This is a genomic window from Thioalkalivibrio versutus (assembly GCF_001020955.1).
In the GTDB taxonomy this organism is placed as follows: domain Bacteria; phylum Pseudomonadota; class Gammaproteobacteria; order Ectothiorhodospirales; family Ectothiorhodospiraceae; genus Thioalkalivibrio; species Thioalkalivibrio versutus.
Genome location: NZ_CP011367.1, coordinates 2,637,331 through 2,661,623, shown reverse-complemented (window position 1 = coordinate 2,661,623; position 24,293 = coordinate 2,637,331). Strand labels below are relative to the sequence as shown.

At 67.1% G+C, this 24,293-nt stretch carries 17 protein-coding genes; 6 read left to right on the top strand and 11 right to left on the bottom strand.

The features are described 5' to 3' along the window. Window positions 1-51: 51 nt before the first annotated feature. The 6 genes from TVD_RS12325 to TVD_RS12300 are packed head-to-tail and all read right to left on the bottom strand — an operon-like array spanning window position 52 to window position 6,054. Entirely contained in the window at window positions 52-618 is a 567-nt protein-coding gene (locus TVD_RS12325; protein ID WP_018168985.1) for a TlpA family protein disulfide reductase, read from the bottom strand. Continuing rightward, a complete protein-coding gene (locus tag TVD_RS12320; protein ID WP_018168986.1) occupies window positions 615-2,933 on the bottom strand; it encodes a protein-disulfide reductase DsbD in 2,319 nt (772 codons plus the stop codon). Before TVD_RS12320 ends, TVD_RS12325 begins: the two co-directional genes overlap by 4 nt. After that, window positions 2,921-3,262: a divalent-cation tolerance protein CutA gene (gene cutA, locus TVD_RS12315; protein WP_018168987.1), complete on the bottom strand. Its 342-nt coding sequence runs from the start codon at window positions 3,260-3,262 to the stop codon at window positions 2,921-2,923. The genes TVD_RS12320 and cutA overlap by 13 nt, the downstream gene beginning before the upstream one ends. A gap of 3 nt (window positions 3,263-3,265) precedes the next feature. After that, a complete protein-coding gene (locus tag TVD_RS12310; protein WP_018168988.1) occupies window positions 3,266-4,063 on the bottom strand; it encodes an efflux RND transporter periplasmic adaptor subunit in 798 nt (265 codons plus the stop codon). Between the two features lie 38 nt (window positions 4,064-4,101). Beyond that, window positions 4,102-5,478, bottom strand: a complete 1,377-nt coding sequence (locus TVD_RS12305; protein ID WP_047251715.1) for a TolC family protein — start codon at window positions 5,476-5,478, stop codon at window positions 4,102-4,104. 36 nt (window positions 5,479-5,514) lie between these two features. Beyond that, a complete protein-coding gene (locus tag TVD_RS12300; protein ID WP_018145208.1) occupies window positions 5,515-6,054 on the bottom strand; it encodes a thioredoxin family protein in 540 nt (179 codons plus the stop codon). A gap of 208 nt (window positions 6,055-6,262) precedes the next feature. Here TVD_RS12300 and TVD_RS12295 point away from each other — a divergent pair, with 208 nt between their 5' ends. The 5 genes from TVD_RS12295 (at window position 6,263) to TVD_RS12275 (ending at window position 10,706) form a co-directional block, all read left to right on the top strand. Continuing rightward, entirely contained in the window at window positions 6,263-6,745 is a 483-nt protein-coding gene (locus TVD_RS12295) for an FxsA family protein (RefSeq protein WP_018145209.1), read from the top strand. Window positions 6,746-6,897: 152 nt separating this feature from the next. Continuing rightward, complete coding sequence (gene groES / locus TVD_RS12290; protein ID WP_018937313.1) at window positions 6,898-7,188, top strand: co-chaperone GroES; 291 nt, start codon at window positions 6,898-6,900, stop codon at window positions 7,186-7,188. A gap of 51 nt (window positions 7,189-7,239) precedes the next feature. Continuing rightward, window positions 7,240-8,904 carry a chaperonin GroEL gene (gene groL / locus TVD_RS12285; protein WP_018145211.1) on the top strand — a complete coding sequence of 555 codons (1,665 nt, stop codon included), beginning with the start codon at window positions 7,240-7,242 and terminating at the stop codon, window positions 8,902-8,904. A 449-nt stretch (window positions 8,905-9,353) separates the two neighbouring features. Continuing rightward, window positions 9,354-9,995, top strand: coding sequence for an OmpA family protein (locus tag TVD_RS12280; protein WP_018937312.1), 642 nt, complete (start codon window positions 9,354-9,356; stop codon window positions 9,993-9,995). Window positions 9,996-10,196: 201 nt separating this feature from the next. Continuing rightward, complete coding sequence (locus TVD_RS12275; RefSeq protein WP_047251714.1) at window positions 10,197-10,706, top strand: thioredoxin family protein; 510 nt, start codon at window positions 10,197-10,199, stop codon at window positions 10,704-10,706. 343 nt (window positions 10,707-11,049) lie between these two features. On the opposite strand, the gene TVD_RS12270 is transcribed toward TVD_RS12275, so the two are convergent. The 5 genes from TVD_RS12270 to TVD_RS12250 all read right to left on the bottom strand — a co-directional run bounded on the left by TVD_RS12270 (window position 11,050) and on the right by TVD_RS12250 (window position 21,210). Further along, window positions 11,050-15,189 (bottom strand): translocation/assembly module TamB domain-containing protein, encoded by a 4,140-nt coding sequence (locus TVD_RS12270; protein ID WP_047251713.1) that lies wholly within the window; start codon window positions 15,187-15,189, stop codon window positions 11,050-11,052. A gap of 8 nt (window positions 15,190-15,197) precedes the next feature. After that, on the bottom strand, window positions 15,198-17,021 hold the full coding sequence (locus tag TVD_RS12265; RefSeq protein WP_047251712.1) for an autotransporter assembly complex protein TamA: 1,824 nt from the start codon (window positions 17,019-17,021) through the stop codon (window positions 15,198-15,200). Between the two features lie 75 nt (window positions 17,022-17,096). Next, entirely contained in the window at window positions 17,097-18,206 is a 1,110-nt protein-coding gene (locus tag TVD_RS12260) for an ABC transporter ATP-binding protein (protein WP_047251711.1), read from the bottom strand. Beyond that, a complete protein-coding gene (locus tag TVD_RS12255; protein ID WP_018145217.1) occupies window positions 18,203-19,969 on the bottom strand; it encodes an ABC transporter permease in 1,767 nt (588 codons plus the stop codon). The genes TVD_RS12260 and TVD_RS12255 overlap by 4 nt, the downstream gene beginning before the upstream one ends. A gap of 203 nt (window positions 19,970-20,172) precedes the next feature. Continuing rightward, window positions 20,173-21,210, bottom strand: coding sequence for a Fe(3+) ABC transporter substrate-binding protein (locus TVD_RS12250; protein WP_018168997.1), 1,038 nt, complete (start codon window positions 21,208-21,210; stop codon window positions 20,173-20,175). A 148-nt stretch (window positions 21,211-21,358) separates the two neighbouring features. Between TVD_RS12250 and glnE the strand changes: the two genes are divergently transcribed. Next, complete coding sequence (gene glnE, locus TVD_RS12245) at window positions 21,359-24,286, top strand: bifunctional [glutamate--ammonia ligase]-adenylyl-L-tyrosine phosphorylase/[glutamate--ammonia-ligase] adenylyltransferase (RefSeq protein WP_047251710.1); 2,928 nt, start codon at window positions 21,359-21,361, stop codon at window positions 24,284-24,286. Window positions 24,287-24,293 lie beyond the last annotated feature (7 nt).

Sequence of the window (24,293 nt, the reverse complement as noted above, 5' to 3'; positions counted from 1 at the left end):
ACCAGCCTTGCGGCGCCAGGGCGCCGGGTGTCGCTCCGGCGTCGGGGGGCGCTACAGGTGCGCCTCCAGCCATTCGTCCAGGTCGGCCGGTTCCACCTCGCCACGATGGGTGTCGAGGATGGTGCCTTCGCGGTCGATCAGTACGGTGTAGGGCAGGGCGCCGATGCGGTTGCCGTATTCCCGGCCGATCGCGACCGCGTCGTCCTGGCCGATCAGTACCGGGAATCCGATGCCGAAATCGTCGACGAAATGCTGCGTGGCTGTCTGCTCGTCCACGGCGACCGCGACGATGGTAAAGCCATCCTCCTGGTTGGCATCAAAGGTGTCCTGGAACAGCGGCATCTCCTTCTTGCAGGGCGGGCACCAGGTGGCCCAGAAGTTCAGCACGATCAGGTCGCCGTCCCACTCACTGAACTGGCGTTCTTCACCGGCGAGGTCGGGCAGGGTGAAGTCGATGCGCTGATTGCCCTGGGTCTCCTCGGCGGCGACCTCGGTGGCCGCGTTGGCAGAGGTTGCCCCGGCGTCCATCTCGGGTTCCGGGTCACCACAGGCGGTCAGGATCAGGGCGCTGGCCGTGGCGACCACCACCCCTGCGAGTGCGTGCTTGCGGTGTTTCATGGCGTCACCCCGATGGCGCTTTCTACATGTGCCAGGAAGCGGTCGGCATTCAGGTAGCCGACATTGCGGTAGTTGCGCAGCTCGTTGCCGTCGCGGTCATAGAAGATCATCGCCGGCGGCCCGAACAGATTGAACTGACGCATCAGGTCGCGGTGCTCGGAGGTGTTGTCGGTCACGTCGGCCTTCAGGAGGTGCACGTCGCCCATGGCCCGGATCACGCGCGGGTCCTGGAAGGTGGTGCGATCCAGCCGCACACAGTCCACGCACCAGTCGGCGTAGAAGTCGAGAAACACCGGCTGGCCGTTTTCGCGGGCCCGGGCCACTTCGCGTTCCACGTCCTCCAGGCTGTCGACGTAGGTGAACGCCATCTCGGTCGGCCCGGACTGCTCGCCCGTGGCCGTCACCGCGGGCTGATTGAACGTGGCCAGCGGGCGGAAGATGTCCTTGCCGCCGGTCGCCGCGCCGAGCATCAGCAGCACGCCGTAGATCAGGATCACCACACCCAGCCCCTTCCACAGGCTGTACCAGCCGGAGACATTGTCCGGCAGGGTCCTTAGTGCGCCCATGTAGACGGCGGTCACGATCAGCAGGATCGCCCACAGGAACATCGCCACCTCGCCCGGGATCACCCGTTCGAGCAGCCAGATGCCGATGGCCAGCAGGCCGACCCCAAACACCGCCTTGATGGTATCCATCCAGGGACCGGCCTTCGGTAGCAGGCGCCCGGCGGAGGTGCCGATGACCAGCAGCGGCGCCCCCATGCCCATGCTCAGCGCGAACAGCGCGATCCCGCCCAGCACTGCATCGCCAGTGTGGCTGATGTAGAGCAGCGCCCCGATCAGCGGTGCGGTCACGCAGGGGCCGACGATCAGGGCGGAAAGGAAGCCCATGATGCCGGCGCCTGCGTAGGTGCCGCCTTCCTGCTTGTTGCTGATCTGCGAAAGCTTGCTCTGCACGCCGGCCGGCATCTGCAGCTCGTAGAAGCCGAACATCGACATCGCCAGTGCGATGAAGATGGCCACGAAGGTCCCGATAATCCAGGGGTTCTGGAAGGCCGCCTGCAGGTTGGCACCCGCCAGGCCCGCGAATACGCCGGCAATGGTGTAGGTCAGGGCCATGGCCAGCACGAACACAAGCGAGATCAGGAATGCCTTGCGTGTGGTCAGGTTCTTCTGCCCGATGATGATGTTCGACAGGATCGGGATCATCGGGAACACGCAAGGGGTGAAGGTCAGCAGCAGCCCGAAGCCGAAGAAGGCCAGGGCTACCAGCCAGATCTGGCCGTCTGCCAGCTGGGCCGCGATGCGGTCCTGCTGGGTGACCGGTGCCGCGGCCTCGTCGTCTTCCGCAGCCCCGTCGCCGGTTTCCGGAAGGGCGTCGGTGTCGGCCTCGGCGGCCAGATCGGCAGCAAAGGAAACCGAGACCTCCTGGGTCAGCGGCGGGTAGCACACGCCGGCGTCGGCGCAGCCCTGGTAGTCGATCGCCAGGGTGATGTCGGAGACGTCATCCGCGTCGCGCAGGACCGGAACAAGGATCTCGACCTGGCCCCGGTAGACCTGGCTCTCGCCAAAGAACTCGTCTTCCTGGAGCTCACCGTCCGGTGGGTTGACCGGCCCCAGCTCGATGCCATCGCCCTCGGCGATGCGCACATCCAGCTGCTCACGGTAGAGATAGTATCCCTCGGCAATGTCGAAGCGCAGGATCGCCGCGTTCTGGCTGATCGCCTCCAGCGAGGCGGCAAAGGCCTTCTCCGGTTCCAGCAGGTCATCGGCGGCGCCGAGGTCGCCGGACAGGCTGCCCAGGTCACCCAGCGCGCTGCGTTCTTCCCCGGCATCTTCGTCCGCGCGGGTCTCGCCATTGCCGCTTGGCAGGCCGGGCAGCTCGATGGATACGGTCTGGAAGTGCGGCGGGTAGCACACGCCCAGGTCCGCGCAGCCCTGCGAGCGCGCCGTCAGCTCGATGCTGGTGCTGTCGGCCGCCTTGATCGGCAGCTCCACCTGCACCTGGCCGCGATAGGTCTCGACGCGCCCGAAGAATTCGTCCTCGCTGACCTCGCCATCCGGGATCTCGGCCTCGCCCAGTTCCAGCCCGTCGCTTTCCGGGGTGAAGTCGAACTGCTCGCGGTACATGTAGTACTCGTCCGCGATGTCCCAGGTCAGCCGTACCGTGTCGGCGTCGATCGCCTCAGCGCTCAGGGCGAAGGCGTCATCCGGGTCCAGTAGGTCGTCCTCGAAGAGGGCGTGCGTCAGTCCCGGAGCCAGCAGGAGTGCGACCAGCAGGGTTGCCAGCCAGGTGCGCGGATTCATGAGGTGCATTGCGTTATCCAGTCCAGGTAATCGGGCAGCCCGCGTTCAATCGGCAGGGCGATGATCTCGGGTGTGTCGTAGGGGTGTTGGTCAGCCAGCTGCGTCTGGAGTTCGTTCAGGCGCGCAGGCGCGGTCTTGATCAGTAGAGTGACTTCGGAGTCGATTTCGATATTCCCTTTCCACATGTAGATCGAGCGTCCGGGCGGGAGGATATGCACGCACGCGGCCAGACCCTGTTTCACCAGGGCGCCGGCCAGGGTCTCAGCCGTGTCCGGGTCGTCGAGTGTGGTAATGACCAGCCAGGCGTGGGCGCTGGATGGCGATTGCTCATTGCTCATGTATCAGGAGTCCCGTTCGATCCGTGCAGGCTGACCCGGGCGCAGTGGGGTGTCGTCCATCGGTGAGAATTCGACCTCGACGCGGTAACCCCGCTCGGGCTCTTCGCCGGTCGGCTCCCAGCCGATGGTCACAATGGTGCCGGAAAGACGCTGGTCGCCGACTACGACCGTAACGGTCTCCCCGGGTTCCAGGTCGGCGGCGGTGGCGGCCGGGACGGTGGCCACGGCGCGCATCGGGTCGATGGTGCCAAGGATCGCCAGGACCGGCGGCAGCAACGCCGGATTGACGTACTGCCCCGTGTTGGCGTCGAGGCGCACCAGGCGCCCGCTGGCCGGGGCGCGGATGGTCGCGTCCTCGAGATCGGCGCGGATGCGGTCGCGCTGGGCGCGGGCCTCGGCCAGGCGGGCCGCGACGGTCGCGTAATCGATACGTGCCAACTCCAGTTCGCGGGCGGCGATCAGGGTCTGGTCGTAGAGATCCTCGGCCTTGTCGCGCTCGCGCTCGGCTTCGTCCAGCTCCATCTGCAGGCGTTCCATGGTCGCACGGGCGGCGCGCAGGTCGGCATCGCCGCGCCGGGTATCCAGCCGGAACAGGACGTCGTCGGCCTCGACCCGGTCGCCGGCGCGGGCCTCGATTGCCTCGATGCGGCCTGCGATCGGGGCAGTAATGCGGTGGCGCTCACCCCAGTCGAGTTGGGCCGCGAAGCCTTCCTCGGCCAGTAGAGGCATGGGTGCCAGGGCGAGCAGGGCCAGCAGGCTGCCGGTGGTCAGCAGGGATGGGACATGGAATACGTGGGGCATGGTCAGGTCTCCCGTCCGGTCGCCGGTGGGTGGGCGGCTCAAGGGTTTTCGTCCGTGGCGCGGAACGGGCTCAGCTCGTCGCGCCCGCTCAGCAGGGCCAGGCGCTCGTAGGCCAGGGCCAGTTGGAATTCGGTGCTTGCATTGAAGTGCGCCGCGGCGCTTTGCTGGACCATCGAGTCGCCCAGGTCGGCCTGGTCCTCGATGTCGTACAGGTAGCGCGCGCGGTCGATGTACAGCTCGCGGTAGTCCATGCGCCAGGCGGCCTCGTCGCGCTGGGTTCGTAGTGCGCGGATCTCGTCGTACAGCTCGCGCAGGCGGTTGCGCGCCTCGATGCGGGCCTCGCCCAGTTCGGCCTCGGCTCGATGGCGGGCGGCGACGGCCTGGCCCACCCGGCTGTCGTGGCGGCGGCCCTCGTACAGCGGGATTTCCAGGACCAGGCCGGCGGCGAACGGGTTGCGATCGCCGCCACCGAGGTCGCGGTGCCACCAGCCGGATTCGGCCTCGGCGTACAGGCGCGGGCGCCGCTGCGCGCGCGAGGCCGCCACCTCGCGGCTGGCGGCCTCGACGTGGCGGCGCTCGGCCATCAGGCGCGGACTGGTGTTGTCGAGTTCGGCGAGCAGCGCATCCAGTTCGGGCAGTTCGGGCAGATCCAGGGGCAGCATGGGGGCGAGTACGGTACGCACGCGCCGGTCCGGGCGGTTCAGGGCCTCGGCCAGCGCGGCCCGGGTGCGGGCCTGGTCCTGCAGGGCGCGGGTACGTTGCACCCGCAGGGTCTGGTATTCGGATTCCAGGCGGAAGACCTCGATGTCCGAGACCTGGCCGCGCTGGTTGCGCTCCTCGGCCCGTTCCTTGGATACGTAGGCGGCGGCCATGGCCTCGGTGTCGCGGGCGAAGGCGAGATCCGCCAGCAGCACGTCGAAGTAGCGCTCGAGGACGTGGATGCGGTGACGGGCATGGGTCAGCGCTTCCTGCTGGCGGGCCGCCTCCAGGCGCTGCTCGCTGGCGGACTCGCGCGCATGGGACTGGCCGAAGTCGCTCAGCAGCTTGCGCGCGACGATGGCGGCGCGGGAGTCGTTGCGGGTGCGGTCTTCGACCAGGTCGTTGGGCTCGATCCAGCGGGCCTCGAGCCGCGCGTCCACGCGCACATCGCGCTCGGCCCGAGTCGCCTCCAGGGCGGCGCGGGCCTGTTCGCGGTCGGCGCGCGCCTGACGCACCCGGGGGTGCAGGGCGTCGACTCGTTCCAGGGCGTCACCCACCCGCATCGGGTTGGGCAGCGGGCCGAGGCCGGCTGCGCCGCCGGCTTCCTGGGCGGTCGCCGGCCCGGCCAGGGGCCACAGGAGCAGACTGGTCAGTAGCAGGCGAGCCAGGGGCCGCCGGCGTCCGGTGCAGGACGAGCGGGGGTGCATCGGCGACATCAGGCGTCGATCCTCGGGAGTGGCAAGAAGATGGGTTTAGCGACCGTCTTGCTCGCGCTTGAAGCGCGTGAAGTTCTGGTCCTTGTAATGCCCCTCGGCGACAAACTCGCCTAGCTGCAGGAATTCGCGGGAGTCGCGGGTGGCCCCGGTGAAGCGGGCGATCGGTTCGCCCTCGAGGTTGAAGAACTGGAACACCGGTGTGGCGCGCACCCGGTAGTCGCGGGTGGCCCAGTCCATCTGGGTTTTGGTCTCGCCCTCGAAGGTGACGATCTCGATGGCGCCCTCGACATCGACGCTGAACACCCGGAAGTGTTCGCTGAAGTATTCCTGGACCTCGGGCTGGTTGAGCACCTGATTCTTCATGCGGTGGCAGAACGGGCAGTCGGCCATCTCGAAGAAGATCAGGATGCCTTTCTTGCCGGCCGCGCGCGCGTCTTCCAGCTCTTCGGGGAACTCGCCGAAGGTCGGGTCGAAGAAGTGGTGTGTCGGGTCGCGCGGGTCTTCGACCGCGGCGGTTGCCAGAGCGGGGACAAGGAAGGCCAGCAGGGCCAGCATCAGGATTGGATTACGCAACATGAGCCGTCACTCTCCGAATATGTAGATAGCCGTATGCACCAATGACGTGCAGGAGACTGGCTTAATTCCCTTTGCTGTGCAAGGACAAAAGGGGTGGGCTCCCCGCGGGTGCCTGGAGATTGGAGTGTCCGCGCATCGGCGAGGTTCCAATCGACACCACCCGGGGCGCATGTTCCAATAAACAGGCCTGATCTGCGGAACCCCTTCGATGCGCAACCCCCTCTTTCCCCTGTTTGTCTTTCTCGGTCTGGTGCTGCTCGAGATCTTCGGCTTCGCCTGGGTGGGCGATGCCGTGGGCGCCCTGATGACGGTGGTGCTGGTGATCGTCACGGCGGCGGCCGGGCTGATGTTGTTCCGATTGCAGGGCTTCTACCATTGGCGACGGCTGCAACAAAGCCTGGCGCGGGGGGAGGTTCCGGCGCGCGGGCTGGTCGAGGGCTGGCTGCTGATGTCGGCCGCCGTGCTGCTGTTGCTGCCGGGGTTCTTTACCGATGCCGCCGGCTTCGTGCTGTTGATTCCGCCGCTGCGGCGCTGGGCGGCCGCCGGCATCCTGCGCCGCGGCATGGTCCGCACGCGGACCGGTGGCCCTGGTGGGCCGCCGGGCGGCGGTACCATCGAGGGCGAATTCCGCCACCACGACGACCGCCCCGAGACGCCCGACGACCGTCTGGACCACGACGACCGTCGCTGATTCACGTTTCTGGCCCCGCTTTCGTAACGCGCGCTCTTGACTCGCCCTTGTGTGCCCCTATTATTAGCACTCGTCAGGGGTGGGTGCTAACAGGGTGCCCGCCCGACAAACCAATTTTCCTGTTTGAGACATTCTATTAAGGAGTTCGCGCCATGAACCTGCGTCCTTTGCACGATCGAGTCATCGTGAAGCGTATGGAAGAAGAACGCACCACCCCCGGCGGCATCGTGATCCCGGATTCCGCGGCCGAGAAGCCGATCCGTGGCGAAGTGGTTGCAGTAGGCAACGGCAAGATCCTGGACAACGGCGAAGCCCGTCCCCTGGACGTGAAGGCCGGCGACACGGTCCTGTTCGGCAAGTACTCCGGCACCGAGGTCAAGGTCGATGGCGACGAAGTCCTCGTGATGCGCGAAGACGACATCATGGCCGTCATCGAGGGCTGAACGCCCCGAACCGCGACCGTCTAACACGAATTTTCAGGAGTAGAACGAATCATGAGCTCTAAAGAAGTACGCTTTGGTACCGACGCCCGTACCCGCATGGCCAAGGGCGTGAACACCCTGGCCAACGCCGTGAAGGTCACCCTCGGTCCGAAGGGCCGCAACGTGGTCCTGGACAAGGCCTTTGGTGCCCCGACCGTGACCAAGGACGGCGTGTCCGTGGCCAAGGAAATCGAGCTGGAAGACAAGTTCGAGAACATGGGCGCCCAGCTGGTCAAGGAAGTCTCCTCGCAGACCTCCGACACCGCCGGTGACGGCACCACCACCGCGACCGTGCTGGCCCAGTCCATCGTCCGCGAGGGCATGAAGGCGGTCACCGCCGGCATGAACCCGATGGACCTCAAGCGCGGCATCGACAAGGCCGTGAAGGCCGCCACCGAAGAGCTGAAGAAGCTCTCCAAGCCGTGCACCGAGCACAAGGCGATCGCCCAGGTGGGCTCGATCTCCGCGAACTCCGACACCGCGATCGGCGAGATCATTGCCGATGCGATGGACAAGGTCGGCAAGGAAGGCGTGATCACCGTCGAGGAAGGCTCCTCGCTGGAAAACGAGCTGGATGTCGTCGAAGGCATGCAGTTCGATCGCGGCTACCTGTCGCCCTACTTCATCAACAACCAGCAGAACATGAGTGCCGAGCTGGAGGATGCCTACATCCTGCTGTTCGACAAGAAAATCGCGAACATCCGTGATCTGCTGCCGATCCTCGAAGGCGTGGCCAAGGCCAACAAGCCGCTGCTGATCATCGCCGAGGACATCGAAGGCGAAGCCCTGGCGACCCTGGTCGTCAACTCCATGCGTGGCATCGTCAAGGTCGCCGCCGTGAAGGCCCCGGGCTTCGGTGATCGCCGCAAGGCCATGCTGCAGGATATCGCCGTGCTGACCGGTGGCCAGGTGATCTCGGAAGAAGTCGGCCTGTCGCTGGAGAAGACCACGGTGGAAGACCTGGGTCGCGCCAAGAAGGTGCAGGTGACCAAGGAGAACACCACGATCATCGACGGCATGGGGTCCAACAAGGACATCAAGGGCCGCGTCGACCAGATCCGTGCGCAGATCGAGGAAGCGAGCTCCGACTACGACAAAGAAAAGCTGCAGGAACGCGTGGCCAAGCTGGCCGGCGGTGTGGCCGTGATCAAGGTCGGTGCTGCCACCGAGATCGAAATGAAAGAGAAGAAGGCCCGCGTCGAAGACGCCCTGCATGCCACGCGTGCGGCGGTGGAAGAAGGCGTGGTACCCGGCGGTGGCGTGGCCCTGCTGCGTGCCTGCGCCGCGATCACCAAGCTCAAGGGTGACAACGACGAGCAGACCGCCGGTATCAACATCTGCCGTCGTGCGATGGAAGAGCCGCTGCGCCAGATCGTCTTCAACTCCGGTGACGAGCCGTCCGTGGTCCTCAACCAGGTGCTGGAAGGCAAGGGCAACTACGGCTACAACGCCGCAAGCGGCGAGTTCGGCGACATGATCGACATGGGCATCCTGGACCCGACCAAGGTGACCCGTTCCGCGCTGCAGAACGCCGCATCGGTCGCGGCCCTGCTGATCACCACCGAGGCCATGATTGCCGACATCCCGAAGAAGGATGACGGTGGCGGCGCCGGTGGCGACGACATGGGCGGTATGGGTGGCATGGGCGGCATGGGTGGCATGGGCGGCATGATGTAATTCGCCGCTTTACCCGTGCATCATTGATGTACCTAGGGACCCCGCTTCGGCGGGGTCTTTTTGTCTGACCGGTACCGTTTCCTGGGCTCCGGGTTCGGGTGCCAAATCCGCGGTTTCAGGAACCCTTAGCGGGGTTGTGTGTCTTCCGGAGTACAGTTTGCCGGAACGTCTCTGTGCGATTCGGGTTCTGTCTGTTGCAATATCGAAACAGGGCAGTCGAAAGTCACTGGATATTCGGAAATTTACGGAATGTGACGATGTTGTGATGTCGACACATAATTTGCGTTCCGATGCGTGCAAAACCCGAACTTGTGTGCCACTATCAGGGTACTGTAGGGGGCTTGGCGCAAGGAGCTCGCTGCTTTGGATTGCGGTCGCGGCGCGTACCATGGTGGTCGCGCGGTTCAACCCGGGTCCGACGTCTATTGTTTTTACAAGGAGGCTTTGCAATGAATCATAAGCTCGTTAAGAATCTTCTGGCCGCTTCCGTGGCCTCGCTGGTGCTCGGCGCCGCCGGGCAGGTTGTGGCGCAGGAACCGCCGGCCGCCAACGTGACCGACCGTAGCGGCAAGGTTGTGGTCGATCGCTCCGGTGAATGCGTGCGTACGCGCTCCTGGACGGAAGAAAACGTGAAGTTCCCGCATTGCGCGGGCTACATCGAAGAAACCGCCGAGGCCCCCGCGCCCGAGCCCGCCGCCGCCCCGGCGCCGGAGCCGGAGCCGGAATTCACCACCACCACGCTGAGCGCCCAGGCCCTGTTCGACTTTGACAGCGCAGACCTGCGTTCCGAAGGTCGTTCCGCCCTGCGTGATCTGGCCCGCAGCCTGACCTCCGACGACGCCGAGTACAGCTCGGTGCTGGTCGAAGGCCACACCTGCACCATCGGCCCGGCCGACTACAACCAGGGCCTGTCCGAGCGTCGCGCCCAGGCAGTCACCGACTTCCTGGCCAGCGAAGGCGTGCGTGAAAGTGACATCCGCACCGTCGGCTACGGTGAAGACCGTCCGACCGCCGACAACTCCACCCAGGAAGGCCGCGAAGCCAACCGCCGCGTGGAAGTGACCTCCGACGTGCGCAAGCGCGCCGACTAAGGTCGCCGGCAAGACCCTGACCGCCGGTTCGCCGGCGCGTTGGAATCAGGCCCCGCTCCGGCGGGGCCTTTTTTGTGGGCAACTCGCGGGCGCCATTCGGCGGACCTTCGGCCCGGCCGGAGGCGGAGGCGCGATTGCTGGCCCTTCAGCCTGCGTTAATGTGGCAGCCCTAGACTGGTTCCAAACACCCAAGGATCCATGATGACCATGAACCTGAATACGAACCTTCCCCGCTCCCCGTTCGGCCCGATGCTGCTGCGCTCGGGTGCCTTGTTGGTCGGCATGCTGCTGGCTACTGCGGTCGCGGCGGGTGGCGTCGAACGCGCCATGGACCTGCAGGCGCTGAACACCCAGGGCGATGGCAAGGCGACCGTGATCATGTTCGCTTCGAGTAGCTGCCCCTACTGTGATCGTGCCGAACAGCGCTATCTCGGCCCGATGACCGAGGACCCGGCTCTCCAGGGTGTGAACATCCGCAAGGTCATGCTGGATCGCCAGGAGGTGCGCGATTTCGATGGCACGACCAAGCTGGGCAGTGAGCTGGGTCGTGCCTACGGCGTGCGGGTGGTGCCGACGATTATGGCGTTCGACGCCGAGGGCCAGCCGGTCGGCCGTCCCCTGGTGGGCATCCCCAACGAACAGCTCTACCGCAGCCAGATCCGGGTACGCATCGACGCCGCACGCAACGGCGCTCGCGATACCTCAAGCTAGGGAGACTCTGGTCAACGCGCACTTCGCGATCGCGCCAGAAGTGGTGTGGGTATGGAATGACAGGTTTGTCGTTCTGGGCTCAGCGAGGCCACCCCGAAAGTCCGCTGGGTTGCATTCCACGGAGATCGCCACGGCGCTTCGCGCCTCGCGATGACGGGCCAGCACCGGCATTGAGAAGATCTTCAAGGTGAAATCATTCGAGCGCCGATCACCACCGAGAGCAGGTTTGAGCACCTCCGTGAACTCCGTGTCCTCTGTGGTTAAACCGGCATGGATCTTTTCTTCGTACCTTCGTGTGCTTCGTGGTGAAAAAGGCCTTTGATCCTTAGTCCGCAGCGTCTCCCTAGCGCTCGAATCGATAGATCAGGTCTACCGACTGCTCCGTCGTCCCGGAGGCAGTCTCGACGCTCAGGTTGCGGGTCAGTTCGTAGCGCAGCAAGACCTTCGATGTGTTGTCGAACAGCCCGATGGAGTAGCGCAGCAGCAGGCGCGGCGAGAGGTACAGGCCCAGTGTCAGCGCGCTTTCGTCCAGCCCGCCCTCGGTGTCCAGCTCCACCTCGTCCAGCCCCAGTTCGCGCCCGATGCGTTCGGTAATCACCGCGCCCTGTTCCAGCCCGTAGGCGGCCGCGGCGGCGGCGATCATGTTGCCATCGGATTGCGAGGCGCCGGATAGGGGGCGTCCAGTCAGCAGATAGGACATCGCCTCGGTCTCGTCCATCGGCGGGTCCGAGATCACCCGCGAGCTCAGGTTGTTCGGTGTGCCGCGGATCTCCAGCCCGACGGTCACGTTGTATTCGCGCACGGTGCGTACCGCGCGCAGGTCCAGTTCCGGGTTCTCCGCCGGCCCCTGGAAGACCAGGCTGCCGCGTTCCACCCGCAGGTCCTGGCCGTAATCGCTGTACTCGCCTTCGGGGATCGTGATCTCGCCGAACAGTTGGGTCGGTTGCCCGGTGACCTCCTCGACATCCACCTCGCCGGCGAAGCGTGCGGTCAGGCCGAAGCCGTCGAAGCGCACCTCATCCCCCAGGCGGATCCGAATGCGGATGTCGGTCTTGAGTCCCTGTGCCTCCGTGATCTCCTCCCCGAGGATGATCTCGTCGCCGGAGACGCGGATCGCTCCGGGCGGCAGATCCGGCGGACGGATGCGCGCCCAGGGCAGAAAGACCTCGCCGCGCACACGAATACCGTCGTCGGGGGTAAAGACCAGTTGCAGGTCCGGTGTGATGCGGGCCTCGGCGTCGATCCGATTAACCACCAGGAAGTCCTCGCCGGTCAGGCTCAGCTCGGCACGGGGCCCGGCGTCGGCGAGGTCCACGTGACCGTCGAGGTCGATGCCGCCGTCCCCGGACTCCAGGCGGCCGGTCAGGGTCAGCTGTTCGGCCGAGACCACCCGGGCCGTGATCTCGGGAATGACGATATCGATGCCGGCCTCGGGGATCAGGACCCCGCCGTCGCGGAACGCCACTTCGCCCTCCACCAGTGGCGCGTCCAGTCGTCCGCCGAAGTCGAGGCGGGCGTTGAGTGAGCCACGCAGGCGCTGGATCTCGGGGCTCAGAGCCGCGAGCCAGGACAGGTTATCGAGGTGCGCGTCGAAGTCGCCGTCAATACGCAGGTCGTCGCCGTCCGGGCGTAGTTGGATGTCGCTGCGCGCCGTCCCGCCATCCAGGAAGTCGAGCCGCAGGGAGGCGTCCACGTCGCGATCGCGCACCCGGGCGGTCAGCCGCACATCGCGGTAGGGCACCTCTTCCAGGTCTCCGTCCTCGTCGCGCACGACCAGGTGGCCATCGGTCGGGGTCACGGTCAGGTCGGCCGTCACGGTGCCATCGGCTTCCATACGGCCGCTGGCGTCGGCATTCAGCTGGCCCGCGATAGCGAGTTCCGGCGGCAGGAAGGGGTCCAGCCAGGCCAGGTCCACCGCCCGGGCATCGGCGGCGAACTCGGCCCCTGTCGCCGCACCCCAATCCCCCTCGACGCACAGCCGTCCGTCGTCGCGTGCCAGGCACAGGCGCTCCAGCCGTGCATCTTCCGGCCCGCCTTCCAGTGCGACCGGTTCGGTCAGTTGCCAGGGCCCCCCCGCGGGTTGGTCCAGCTCCAGCCGTGCGATCTGGCCGCGCCAGTGGAGGGTGTCGGGGTTCAGTTCGCCTTGCAGCGCCAGATCCAGCGAGCCCAGATCCCCGGCATCGGCCGCCAGTGTCACGCGATGCCCGTCGATACGACCGGAGGCCCCCAGGCGCAGGGTCTCCACGCGTGTGCCGTCGGCCAGCCCGAGGCCGGTCAGGCGCAGGTCGATCTCGGCCGGGGCGGCGACCTCGAGGCCGGCGTCGGCCCCCAGCTCCAGTTGCTCCAGGGTGATATCCGCGAGTCGCAACCCCGCACCGGTTCCGCGTGCCGCCACGCGCGGCCGATCGGGTTCTCCGGTGATGTGTGCATCGAGCTCCAGTCGGCCGGCGAGGTCGGGCCAGACCCGATCCAGCTCCGGGGCATCCAGGCGCAGCTCGAAGTCCAGGGCCTCGGTCCATTCGCCGTGGGCGGTCAGGGTGTTCCGGCCCAGCGCCAGGTCCAGCTGGTCCACTCGTAGATGCTCCCCCTCCAGCTGCAGTTGGCCCTGACCGGATACGGGCTGGTCGCGCAGCGTACCCTCCAGCCGTTGGAGTTGGGCCTGCACGCGGGGGGTGCCGTCGGCGTCGAGGTGCCCCTGGCTGAGCAGGGCGAGGGCGATCTGGCCGGGGGCCTCGGCGACCACCAGCGACGGATCCAGCCCGTCGCCTTCCAGTGCGAGGTCCCAGCGCAGGCCCTCGGACCAGTCGAGATCACCATTCAGGGCGAGCCGGGCACCTGTGTCGGTGGCGAATTGCAGCCGCTCGATCTTGCCACCCGTCTCGGTCAGCGCGATCCGTGCATCGCCCGTGATGTCGATCCCGCGCAGTCGGGTGCGCAATGGGTCCAGGCCAAGCTGCGCGCTCAGGGCGCCGCTGGCGGGGGCGTAGTTGCCGTCCAGCACGAGTCGCAGTTGCTCGATCTGCCCGTCCAGCTCCGAGTGCAGGCGCGCCAGATCCGGGGCCTCCAGATCCAGCCCGAGGTCGAAGACGAGGCGATGATCGGGGTCGCTCAGGTCGCCCGCGAGGCCCGTGGCCGAAGCGTTCAGGTCCAGCTGCGCGGTATCGCGGATCGTCAGGTGCGTGTCCTCGATCCGCGCCTGACCGTCGACCAGCCAGGCGTTCAGGCTGCCGGTGATGGGTTCCCCCTCGTAGTGCCCGGTCAGCTCGTCAAGGGTGACGCTCGCGTCCAGGGCCGCCAAAGGCGGGGTGTCGGTTCCCAGCGGCAGGGTGCCCTGCAACCGTCCCTTCAGGCGTTCGACCGCGGCATCGAACTCCAAACCCATTCCGGACGTGGTCAGGTCCTCGGCCTCCAGGGTGAGGTCCCAGTCCAGGGCGTCGACGAAACGAACGGGCCCGGCGAGCGTGACCCGCCCGGCCTCGGAGTCGATATCCAGGGCTTCGATCTCCACCGATTCGAGGTCCCCGTGCGCCCGGGTGTTCAGCACAAGCCGTGGCCAGGGCGTCAGGGTGGCCGCGGTCTGCAGAGTGAGCGCCCAGTCCTCCGGAGTCCCCTGCAGGTCGAGGCGGCCGCCCTCCAGGGCGATGTCCTGCTCCGCATCGAGGTGGTAGGTGAAGGGTCGCCACTGCGCCGCCAGTTCCAGCGCAGGGGTGGTGAACAGTTCGTGGGCGTTGGCCTGCAGGTTCAGCTCGATCCCGGCGCGCAGGTCATGTTCGAGCTGCACACGTTCGCGCAAGGCCCCGGTGATCTCCAGCTTGCCGCGCGCCTCGTCCGTGCCCAGGCCCTCGGCCAGGGCCACGGGCAGGGGCGCCTGCCACTGACCCCGCAGGTGCACGGGGTAGTCGCCATCGGCCTCGAGCGATCCGGCCAGTCGGGCCCGGACCTCCGGCATGTCCAGCTCCAGCGCGTGTAGCTCGATGCGCGAGCCGCTGGCCCGCGCATCGGCCGTCAGGCGGGTGATCGAGGCCAGGGGTTCGCCCGCCAGCAGGATCTCCATGTCCTCCACCTGGAGCTGGCCCAGGCGCACCGCCAGCGGCAGCCGGAAGGAATCGGGCAGGGCGAAGGGTTCGTCCGCGGGTGGCGCATCCGGGTCGGGTGGTGGCAGGTCCACGCGCAGCCCGGTGGCGGCCAGTATCCGGATGTTAAGCTCGCCGCGGAGCAGGCTGCGGGCGCTGATCCCGACGCGCCCGGTGGGCAGGTCGATCACCGGGCCGTCGGGCAGCGCGAGGTGCAATCCGTGCAGGTGCAGCTCGGTGAACAAGGTCCCCTCGACCCGGTCGATGCGGAATTCGACGGGGGCCAGGCGCTCGCCCTGTTCGACCAGCCAGCGGGTCCCCGATTCGGTCGCGAGCAGGGCCCCGAGGGTGCCCAGCAGGATGATCACCAGGGTAAGGACCGTGGAGAGCCCCCACAGTGTGCCGCGCAACAGGGGTCTCAAAGGTCCGGACCCATGGAGAAGTGGATGCGAAAGTCATCGTCCGAGTCCGGCCCGTGGGCCAGGTCCACGCGGAGCGGGCCGACCGGGGAGCGCCAGCGCACACCGATCCCGACGCCGTAGACGGGGTCGAACTCGTCCCACTCGTTGACGACGTTGCCGGCGTCGACGAAGGCCGCGGCGCTCCAGTTGCCTACGACCGGGTAGTCGTACTCGAGGCTGCCCACTACCTTGTGGCGCCCACCAATCACGTCGCCGCTGTCGTTGCGTGGCCCGACCCGCTGGTAGCCGTAGCCACGGATGCTGGCATCGCCCCCGGCATAGAAGCGCAGGGAGCTGGGGAGGTCGCTGACCGAGTCCACGTCGGTGAAGCCGGCATCCACGCGGGCCAGCACCCGGCCGGTGCCGAGGCCGCGGACCACCTTGCCGCTGGCCAGGACCTGGGCGAACGAGGTGCTGGACAGGATCTCTTCGCGCGCGCCCTGCAAGGTGGTCTCGAAGCGGTAGCCGCGGCGCGGGGTCATCGGTTCGTCCGCTTCCATGCGGCTGATCCGGTAGGACGGGATCAGCAGGTTGCTGCGGCCGCTGTCGTCCTCGCCGGCGGTGTAGTCCTCGTACTCGTAGCGCAGCCCCTCGGTGGTCTGCCAGCCGCTGCGGCGCTGCAGGACCCGGTTGGCGCCGACCTGGAAGCGATCGGACTGCTGGGTGTCGGTGTCTTCCGTGCGATAGGTGGTGAACAGGTTCAGGCGTTCGCGCAGCGGGTCGCGCAGCGGGATCTCGTAGTTGTAGCCGATCCCGGAACGCACCGGCGACGCCTCGATCTCGGCCTGGTAGCGATGGCCGATCCGGTTGGCGTAGCGATGTTCGTAGCGCAGCCGGATACGCGGGCCGATATCGGTGGAGTAGCCGATGCCGGCCTCGTAGCTGTGGCGTTTGCGCGGCTCCAGTTCGACCAGGATCGGGACCTGCAGTCCCTCTGCCGCGTCGCGTTGCGGGCGTACACGGACGCCGCCAAAGTAGCCGCTGTCGTTCAGATTGCGCTGCAGCGCGATGATCTGCGCCGAGCTGTACGGGTCACCCGCCGCGAACGGCACCATGCGCTGGACGAAGTCCTCGGAGAGGATGTCCTGGTCGATGTGGACCCGCCCCACGCGGTAGCGATCGCCGGTATCCATGTGCAGGCGGATGGTTGCGCTGCGGGTGTCGCGGTCCACTTCCAGGCGTCGGGTGTGGAGATCGGCGTCGAAATAGCCGCGATCCGACGCGATCCGCGTCATGCGGTTGCGCAGGGCCTCGTAGCGATCATGGCGCAGGGTGTCGCCCTCGCGGATCTCGGTCTGGCTGAGCACGGCCTCGAAGCCGAGATCACCGGCTCCCTCGCCGGTGATCTGCAGGTCCACCTGCTCCACGGTGGTCGGCGGGCCGGGGTCCAGGGTGATGCGGATATCCCAGCAGGCCTCGTGGCGTTCGAAGTCGAGAACCAGCTCGGGGTCGTAGAAGCCGATCGCCCGCAGCGCATCGGTGGCGCGCGCCTCGGTGTCGCGCAACACGCGGCCCTCGCGAAACCCGGGCAAGTCGCAGGGGTGGCGAGCCAGGTTGATGCTGTTGCGGATATTGCTGCGCTGAGCGTCGGTACCCCCCTCGATCTGCAAGCCGGGGGTGGAGCCATCCTGCGCACCGGCCGCCCCCGGGATGCCCGCCAGTGCGACGAGCAGCATCGCAACCACGCCCAGCCCGGTGCGGGCCGGGCGGCGGACAACAGGGGCGCGGGCGTGGGTCATGAAACGATGATAGCGGTTGCGGAAAGGGGAGCGTGTCGACATCGGAACGCGCGAAATCACGCGAGTTCCCGCTGGGCCTGCACCAACGACCCTGGCGGGCTGCGGAGCGCGCCAGGGTCAGGAGGCCGGGCAGTCGACCCCGCTGCCGCGCGAGAACACTACCAGGTGGGTGAAGTCGAGGCGCAGGCGCACGTGCTCGCCGATGACGAAATTGTCGTGGCTGGGCGCCATGCACAGCACGCTGAGACCGTCCGGCAGGCGCAGGGTGTAGAGGAAATCCGCTCCGCGGAAGGCCTTGTCGAGGATCTCGGTGCGGATGGTGCCCGCTTCGTTGTCGATCGCGATGTCGTCCGGACGCACGAGGACGTCCACGGCGGTGCCGGGCGGCAGCTGTTCCGACAGCGTGCCCTCGATCTGGCCAAAGGCGGTATCGACCACGTGTTCGGCGCAGACCATGCCGGGGATCAGCGTACCCTCGCCGACGAAGTCTGCGACGAAACGATCCGCCGGGCGATGGTAGAGGTTGTAGGCAGTGTCCCACTGGGCCACGCGGCCCTGGTGGATCACCGCGATGCGATCGGCGAAGGCGAAGGCCTCGTTCTGGTCGTGGGTGACCAGGATGGCGGTGGTGTTCTCCGCGCGCAGGATGCGCCGGACCTCGCGGGCCAGTTCGCTGCGTAGCTCCACGTCCATGCTGGAAAATGGCTCATCCAGCAACAGCAGCTTGGGCCGCGGGGCCAGGGCCCGGGCCAGGGCGATGCGTTGCTGCTGGCCACCGGACAGGGCGTGCGGGTAGGACTCGCCATAGCCCGGCAACCCCACCAGCTTGAGGAGCGAGCGGATGCGCTCGTCACGATCCTTGCGGCTCCAGTGGCGGATGCCGAAGCCAATGTTGTCGGCCACGCTCAGGTGCGGGAACAGGGCGAAATCCTGGAACACCATGCCGACCCCGCGCTTCTCCGGCGGGATCGTGCTGCGGGCATCGCTGACGCTGCGCCCGTCCAGCTGGATGCTCCCCGCCATCAGGGGCTCGAAGCCGGCGATCGCCCGTAGCAATGTGGTCTTGCCGCAGCCGGAGGGGCCCAGCAGGCAGCCGATCTGGCCCTTGGGCAGGGCCAGGGAGACCTGATGGACCACGGCGGTACCGTCATAGCCGATATCCACTCGATCCAGGGCGATCAGCGGTGTATGGGGCACCTGCAGTGCGGTTTCGATGGGCTGGGTCATGGCGTATTCGTCGTGCCTGCGGGCATGGCGAGGGGTTTTTGCGGCGATTCTTCGTCCGCCGCGCGGGTCGGGCCCTGCTGGCCGGGGCGCGAGCGGCCGATGGTCACGGACAGCAGGATAACGGGAACCAGCCCGACCAGCACGATGGCCAGGGCGGCGCTGGAGGATTCGGCCAGGCGCTCGTCACTGGCCAGCTCGAAGGCGCGCACCGCGAGGGTGTTGAAGTCGAACGGGCGCAGGATGAGCGTCGCCGGAAGCTCCTTCAGGACATCGACGAAAACCAGCAGCAATGCCGTCAGCAGGGTGCCGCGCATGATCGGCAGGTGTACCCGGGTCAGGGTTTGCAGCGGGCGCATCCCCAGCGAGCGGGCGGCATCGTCCATGCTCGGCTGGATCTTGCCCAGCCCGGCCTCGACCGTCTGCAGCGAGACGGCGAGGAAGCGCACGGCATAGGCGAACAGCAGGGCGAACAGCGTGCCCGATAGCAACAGGCCGGTGGACACCCCGAAGGTGTCGCGCATGAAGCCGTCCAGGGCGTTGTCGAAGGCGGCGAACGGGATCATTACGCCGATCGCGATCACGATGCCGGGTACCGCGTAGCCCATCCCGGCGACGCGCACGGCAGCCGCGGTGAAACGCCCGCCCTCCATGCGCCGCGCATAGGCGAGGACCAGGGCCAGGACGACCGCGATCACGGCCGCGGCGATGGCCAGCCAGAAGCTGTTGAATACGAGCCGCCCGAAGGCCGGGTTCATCCATTGTTCGGTGGTCTGCACGGTCCACAGTCCGAGCTGGAGGGCCGGCAGCAGGAAGCCCAGCAGGACCGGAAACAGGCAGCCGAGGAAGGCCGCGGTGGCCTTCCAGCCGCGTAGCTGGTAACGCGGCAGGGTCGAGTAGCGGCGGCTGGTGTGATGGAAGCGCGCCTTGGCCCGCGACCAGCGTTCCAGCACGATCAGTACGAATACGAAGGTCAGCAGCACGGCCGCGAGCTGGGCCGCTGCGGCCGGGTCGCCCAGGGCGTACCAGGTGCGGAAGATGCCGGTGGTGAAGGTGCTCACGCCGAAGTAGGCGACCGTGCCGTAATCGGCCAGCACTTCCATCAGCGCAAGGGTCAACCCGGCGATGATGGCCGGACGTGCGAGCGGCAGGGCGACCCGGCGAAAGCCACCGAAGGGACCGGCACCGAGGGTGCGGGAGACCTCCAGTACGCAGACCGACTGCTCGAGGAAGGCGGCGCGGCTGAGCAGGTAGACATAGGGGTAGAGCACCAGCGTCAGCATGGCCATGGCGCCGCCCAGCGAGCGGATCTCGGGGAAGTAGTACTCGCCGTATCCCAGTCCCGTGAGCTCACGGATCAGGCTTTGTACCGGACCACTGAAATCCAGCATGCCGGTGTAGGTGTAGGCAATGATGTAGGCCGGCATGGCCAGCGGCAGCATCAGCGCCCACTGGAAGATCGAACGGCCGGGGAACTCGCACACGCTGACCAGCCAGGCAACCGGTACCCCAATCACCAGCACCCCGATCCCGACGCCAATCAGCAGGGCCAGGGAGTTGACGACATAGTCCGCGAGGACTGTCTCGCGCAGGTGGGTCCAGACCTCGCCGGCGGGGATGAACACGTGCCCGAAGATGACCAGGATCGGCAGGGCGAGTGTCAGCGCTACGACGATGGCGACCGCCGACCACGGGCTGAACGGCAGGCGCTGGCGAACCGCAGGATTCGCAGGCGTCGCGGGCGGGTTGGTGGTCTGGGCGGTCATGGATTGCGAATAATAAAGGTTCTTGTTTCGAATACCACTATGGCCGCCTTGTGACTGGCGGATTGTCGAGGCCATGTGCCGCGACCCCGGTCGCTACACCGCGCCTTATGCCCGGCCCTGTGCCCTCCCCGCGTTCTGTGGTGCCCAACAGAACGCCCCCGGAGGACCGGGGGCGAGAGTGAGTGGGGTGTCGTGGACGAGCATCAGCGCCAGCGGACGCGGTCCATGATGCGTACGGCCTCGGCGTTGTGGTTGCCCAGACGGTAGAGCTCGATGTCGTCGGACTGGAATTCGCCGAAACTCTGGAGGATGTCGCTGGCCGGTACGTCGTCGCGGATCGGGTATTCCTGGTTGACCTCGGCGTACCACTCCTGCGCCTCGGTGGAGGACAGGAATTCCAGCAGGCGAATCGCGTTGTCCCGGTTCGGGGCATGCGCGGTGACGCCGGCACCGCTGATGTTCACGTGGGTGCCGCGGCCGTCCTGGTTGGGCCAGAACACCCCGATCTGCTCGGCGACTTCGCGATCACGGCCCTCGCCGTCCAGCATCAGGCCCAGGTAGTAGGTGTTGGCAATCGCGACGTCGCAGACCCCGTCGGCCACGGCGCGGATCTGATCGCGGTCACCGCCCTGCGGCTGGCGCGCCATGTTGGCCACGATCCCGGCGGCCCAGTCCTGGGCGGCCTCGGCGCCCTCGGTGGCGATCATCGCGGCCACCAGCGACTGGTTGTACACGTTGCTGGAGGAGCGGATGCAGATCCGGCCCTCCCATTGCGCGTCGGTCAGGGCCTCGTAGGTGGAGAGTTCCGCCGGGTCCACGCGGTCCTTGTGGTAGAGGATGGGGCGCGCGCGCGACGACAGGCCGAACCACTGTCCGTCCGGGTCGCGGTAGCGCTCCGGGATATTCTCGCGCAGCACGTCCGATTCGACCGCCTGCAGCACGCCGGCCTCGCTGGCCTGGTGCAGACGCGCCGCGTCCACGGTGATGAAGAGATCGGCGGGTGAGTTGCGGCCCTCGTGGCGCAGGCGCTGCAGCAGGCTGTCCGCCCCGCCGGTCACCAGGTTGACCGGGATGCCGGTCTGATCAGTGAAGTCGTCCAGCAGCGGCTTGATCAGGTTTTCCTGGCGCGCCGAATAGAGGTTGACCTCGTCCTGGTCGGCGGGGCTGCAGCCGACCAGGGGCATGCTGACGGCGATGGCGGCGGCCGTGGCGATCAGCCAGGCAAACGGGCGAAAGTTCATGGCGAGCGGTCCTCGTGTGGATTCATGCGGCGGATAGCCGGGTAGACGAGAACGATTGTTATTTGTGTTTTCATCCAAGTCAATACCCCGCGGCTGGTACGTGCCATGGGGTGGTCTCCCCGGGCCGCAACGCTGATACGCTTGGCACATGGACAAGCCCCTGCCCGAATCCCCCGCTCGCCTGTCGCCGCCGCTGGAGCAGGAGGTCCGCGATCTGCTGGCCGAGCTGGACGAAAAGCTCGCCTGGCCGGACACCTTCCTGGCGTCGACCCCGGCCCCGTTCGCCTTCAGTCACTACCTGGTGCAGACAGTGCGTCAGCATCCGGGGTACTTGCTCGAGGCGCTGGATCCACACGGCCAAATACCGGCTTGTGACGATGCGGACTTCGAGCGCACGCTGCAGGCGCGCCTGGAGGCCGTGACCGACGATGCCGGGCTGCGTCACGCGCTGCGCGAAACGCGGCATCGCGAGATGATCCGCATCGCCTGGCGCGACCTGGCCGGGCACGCCGACCTCGACGAGGTCATGCACGACCTGAGCCGTCTGGCCCGCTCCCTTATCGAGGGTGGCCTGCAATGGCTGGACCGCCATTTGCAGGAGCGTTACGGCCAGCCGCGCAGCCCCGCGGGCGAGGCCCAGTCCATGGTGGTCCTGGGGCTCGGCAAGCTGGGTGGCAGCGAGCTCAACTTCTCCTCGGATATCGATCTGATCTTCGCCTTCGAGGAGGCGGGGGAGACCGATGGCAAGCGCGTGATCGAGAATCAGGAATTCTTCCAGCGCCTGGGGCGCCAGCTGATTGCAGCGCTGTCGGACGTGACTGCGGACGGCTTTTGCTATCGCGTGGACATGCGCCTGCGCCCGTTCGGGGATTCCGGACCGCTGGTGATGCACTTCGACGCGATGGAGGACTACTACCAGGCCCACGGCCGCGAGTGGGAGCGCTACGCCCTGATCAAGGCGAGTCCGCTGGCGGGCGACCCGGAGGCCGGGGCGCGCCTGATGCGCCGGCTGCGCCCGTTCATCTACCGGCGCTATCTGGACTACGGCACGCTGGCCAATCTGCGCGAGCTGAAGCAGATGATTAACGACGAGTCGGCGCGGCGCGGTCGCTTCGAGGACGTGAAGCACGGCGAGGGTGGGATCCGCGAGATCGAGTTCATCGCGCAGTCGTTCCAGTTGATCCGCGGGGGGCGCGACCAGGGGCTACAGCGGCGTGACCTGCTGGGCGTGATGACGGCATTGCAGGAGCGCGACCTGCTGCCCGGCTACGCCGTCGAGCAGCTGGAACGTTCCTATCGCTTCCTGCGTCGGGTAGAAAACCGTCTGCAGATGCTGAATGACCAGCAGACCCACCGTCTGCCCTCCAATGGCCAGGACCGGCATCGACTGGCGCTGTCGCTGGGGTTCGACGACGAGGCGGCCTTCGAGATGGCGCTGTTGCGCGAGCAGCGGCGGGTGCATGCTCACTTCGAGCAGGTATTCAGTGCCCCGCAGCGCGCGGACGGGGAGGCCATGGAGGCCTCGCCCGAGACTGGGCGCGAGCAGCAGCTCAATCGTCTGTGGCAGGGCTCGCTGCCAGAGGCGGATGCCCGGGCGGTGCTGGAGGCGATGGACTTTCAGGATGCGGACGAGGCTCTGCGCGGGATCGCCGATTTGCGCGAGAGTCCGGGCGTGCGCGCGATGAGCGTGACCGGGCGCCAGCGCCTGGACCGCCTGATGCCGTTGCTGATCGGGGCGATCGCGGAGATGGACGCGCCGGATGCGGTATTGCCGCGGGCGCTGCAGATGGTGCGCACGATTGCCCGGCGCTCGGTGTACCTGTCGCTGCTGGTCGAGAACCCCCTGGCGCTGTCGCAGCTGGTCAAGCTGGTGGCCGCCAGCCCGTGGATCAACGAGCAGTTGACCCGCCACCCGGTGCTGCTGGACGAGCTACTGGACCCGCGCGCGCTGTACGCGCCGCCCGATCGTGACGGGCTGCGCGAGGAGCTGGAGGCCGAGCTGGCGCAGTTCCCCGGGCAGGACCACGAGCAGATGCTGGACCGGCTGCGCCAGTTCAAGCAGGTGCAGACGTTGCGCGTGGCGGCCGCCGACATCATGGGCTTCCTGCCGCTGATGAAGATCTCCGACCATCTGACCTGGCTGGCCGAGGTGCTTCTGGAGCGGGTGCTGCAGCTGGCCTGGGACAAGATGGTGGAGCGCCACGGCGAGCCGCAGTGCGGGGCCACGGATGCGCGCCGCGTCGCGCGCTTTGCGGTGATCGGGTACGGCAAGCTGGGTGGCTTCGAGCTGGGCTATGGTTCGGATCTGGACGTGGTGTTCCTGCACGACAGCGAGGGCGACGAGGCGCAGACCGCGGGGCCCAAGGTGATCGACAACACCGAATTCTTCGCTCGCGTCGCCCAGCGGGTGGTGCACCTGCTGGGGGCCTTCACCCCGGCGGGGCGCCTGTACGAGGTGGATACCCGGTTGCGGCCCAGCGGGACCGCGGGTCTGCTGGTCAGCGGCTTGCAGGCGTTCCGGCGTTACCAGGACGAGTCGGCCTGGACCTGGGAGCATCAGGCGCTGGTGCGTGCGCGCTTCGTAACCGGGGATGCCGAACTGGGCGAGCAGTTCGATGCCCTGCGTCGCGAGGTGCTGACTCGTGAAAGGGATACCGATGCACTGCGCGCCGAGGTGGTCGAGATGCGCAACCGCATGCTGGCCGAGCATGCCTCGAAGCGGGGCCACGGCTTCCATCTCAAGCGCGACCGGGGCGGTATCACTGATATTGAATTCATGGTTCAATACTGGGTTTTGGTATCTGCTCACGATCATCCCGCCGTGTGTGACTGGCCGGACAAGATCCGCACGCTGGATGCACTGGGGCGCGAGGGCGTGATCGACGCGGCGTTGAGCGAGGCGCTGGCGGATGCCTACCGCGATCTGCGCAACCGCATCCACCGCCTGACGCTGGCGGGCCTGGACGCCCGGGTCGAGAAGCCCGACGACGAGCTCTGCGCCGTGCGCGATGGCGTGATCGATGCCTGGAATGACCTGTTCGGCGAGCCGGAATCGGCCGCGAACGAGACCACATAGAGGAACA